At 34.5% G+C, this 2,721-nt stretch carries 2 protein-coding genes; both read left to right on the top strand.

Annotated elements, in window-relative coordinates:
- Positions 1-959: EndoU domain-containing protein (locus tag PI85_RS24160; protein WP_235318540.1), on the top strand; the 959-nt coding region annotated here is incomplete at its 5' end.
- 23 nt (positions 960-982) lie between these two features.
- The gene (cdiI, locus tag PI85_RS23375) at positions 983-1,342 is read left to right on the top strand and encodes a ribonuclease toxin immunity protein CdiI (RefSeq protein ID WP_036127010.1); all 360 of its coding nucleotides are present in this window, start codon (positions 983-985) and stop codon (positions 1,340-1,342) included.
- Positions 1,343-2,721: the final 1,379 nt, after the last annotated feature.

Genomic DNA, 2,721 nt, shown 5'->3' with positions numbered 1-2,721 from the left:
ATACGCTCCAAGTAGGATTAGATCTTGTAGGGTTAATCCCAGGTGTCGGTGAAATAGCGGATGGCGTGAATGGCGTTATTTATCTGGCCAGAGGTGACAAAGTCAATGCGGCCCTTTCCTTTGGCGCGATGATTCCGTTTGTGGGCTGGGCGTCGACAGGTGGAAAATTTGTGAAAAAAGGTGCCGGGGTAGTTAAGAGTGTCACTGAAGGTGTTCAAAAAGCGCTGAAAGGTCCAGTAGGAAGTGTAGTAGACCAAGTCAAAAAGCAAGTAGTGAACGTGAAAACCCAGATACAATCCAAAGTAGCCGAAGTCAAACAGCAACTGCGTCAGATGCTACAATCACAGCAGGATGAATTTTCATTAGCAGGTGTAGACAGAAGATACATAGAGGATACAGGAACAGTTGGAAGAAACACACCAACTCCAAGTCCGAAGCCGTCTAATACCCAACAATCACAAAATGGCTCGAATAAAAAGCCTGTTGAGGATAAGGGTACGGTAAAAGATGTTACTTTTAAAAAGGGTTATGATACACATTTAATAGAGGTAGAAGGTATTGTTAGAAAGAAAAATAAAGGAGTTGTCGGTGGACATAATTTGGAAGAATTTGAAAAGGCATTTATTGAAAAGGGGTGGGATTTACAAGATTGTATTATATCTAAAAAGCAGCACTCTAAAATTGAAGGAATTTATGAAATTGAATACGGATTACCTGCGGTAGATAGAGAATTAAATATTATCCCTGGTGAACTAAAAAAAGTTAGCACTCCAAAGACTGTATATGATCCAAAAATAATTTCAAATGAACAAATGTTAAAGTGGGGTGAAGAAGCGATGAAGAATGGGGAAGTAGTTGGGAGGAAGATTACTGGTACTTCTCAAAACGGTTTGAAGTTTCAAGGGTATATTGATGAAGCAACAGGAGAAGTTACAAATTTTTTCCCAATTTTAAACTGATTAATAGTTTGGAGAGTGAGACAATGGAAGATAAAAACAAGGAACTAGTCAATTACTTCTTTCAGATTATGGGAGACGAAAGATTTTTGACTGTGTTAGAAAAGTATGCAAATGGAGAAGGATATGGGATTGAACATGTGTGGTGTGTTTTTGCAGACGACTATGAAGAATGGGAAGAAGATTACTTCGGCGATGAAGGGATAGCTTTTTATTTCGATTATCCTGCAGTAGAAGAAGACGAGGAAGTAGTATTAGACTATGAAACTTTATATATATATTTAAGAGAAATTGCAGATAGCTACCTAGTAAAACACCCAGAAAATGAGTTAGAGATAGGTGATTACATGAAGAAAATTAAAGAGAGATATAAGATAGAGCAATAGAAGAAAAATGTGTTTCAGAAGAGTTAGACTTTTCTTTAACATTATAAAACATTCTTAAATAAGTTGTATAAATATAGTTAAAAAGACTCGCAAAACTTGAAAATATTATTCAAGTTAGAAAATTTATAAACTTAAAGCACCTGATTGTCTATAATAGGCGACAGGTGCTTTTATGCATGTTTAAGTACGTAAATTGAAAAGATTACGATTATTAGTGTACTAAGTGTTAAATTTTATACAAGTACTAGCATACAAGGGGAAGAACGGTTGATGGAAATAGAGGTTTCGATAGATAAGAATAGGAGAAAACATGAAAAAATAAAACTATACATGGAACATCAGTGCCTACCAATGATGGAATTACGTTGGGGCGAAAGCAAGATAATTATTTTAGAGTTTATTACCTTGACTAGATTTATGCCTTTCAAGGTTTTTTCTTAACTAAAAGAAGTTTGTGGTTAAAAAATAATCTGACATTTGATTCAAAACTCATGAAGGCTGGACCATCAAGGAGTATTATGTAAACAGTGGTCTAGGAAGAAAAGTGTGAGAATTAGGTGAGATGACATTTTACATGCAGGAGATAATTTTGTATGGAATAGTGACTAAATAAACGATACTGACAAAGCTCGTGGCGATAAACAAGGATATAAATAGTTTTTTAATTGTGTACAGTTAAAGATATCCTTGAATTTGAATTAATAACCCATGAAGGCTAGACCATCAAGGAGTGCTATTTTAACGCTAATGTAATAAGAGCAAGAATAGGCGAGATGCCATTTTACTTACAAGGGACCACTTATGGATGTCATATGGACGAAAAACCCGAGATTAAACAAACTAAAGGGTTTAAACGTTACACTTGCCAAGTAGTATAAAAGATGTCATACTGTCGATATAAAAATAACTTATAAAACTTTCAAATATATTAATAAACTTAGAAAATTTATACACTTAAAGCACTTAATTGTCTATAACAGGCGACAAGTGCTTTTTACATATTTAAATAGGTAAATTGAAAAGATTATTTAATTAGTGTACTAAGGGTTAAATTCTTTATAAGTGGGAAGAACATGCTATGGAAATAGAGGTTTCTATAGAGTGAAAATGAAGATTTATATTGGAACATATAGCTATGAACTACACATGCGGAAAAGTGACGATGTATATATTCATCTATATTATAAAACTTTAGAGAAACAGAAGGTCACTTACATACCTTAAGGATTGAGACAAGGCCAGAGCATTAGGCAAAGCCGTAGTAAGTACTGTAACACCTAAAAATATGTTAGATACGCTCCAAGTAGGACTAAATCTTGTAGGGTTAATACCAGTTGTCGGTGAAATAGCCGACGGCGTGAATGGCATTATTTATCTGG

Origin of the sequence: Lysinibacillus sp. A1 (assembly GCF_000801965.1) — a bacterium.
In the GTDB taxonomy this organism is placed as follows: domain Bacteria; phylum Bacillota; class Bacilli; order Bacillales_A; family Planococcaceae; genus Lysinibacillus; species Lysinibacillus fusiformis.
Note: the sequence above shows the minus strand (reverse complement) of the source record. Positions and strands in the feature narration are given on the sequence as shown.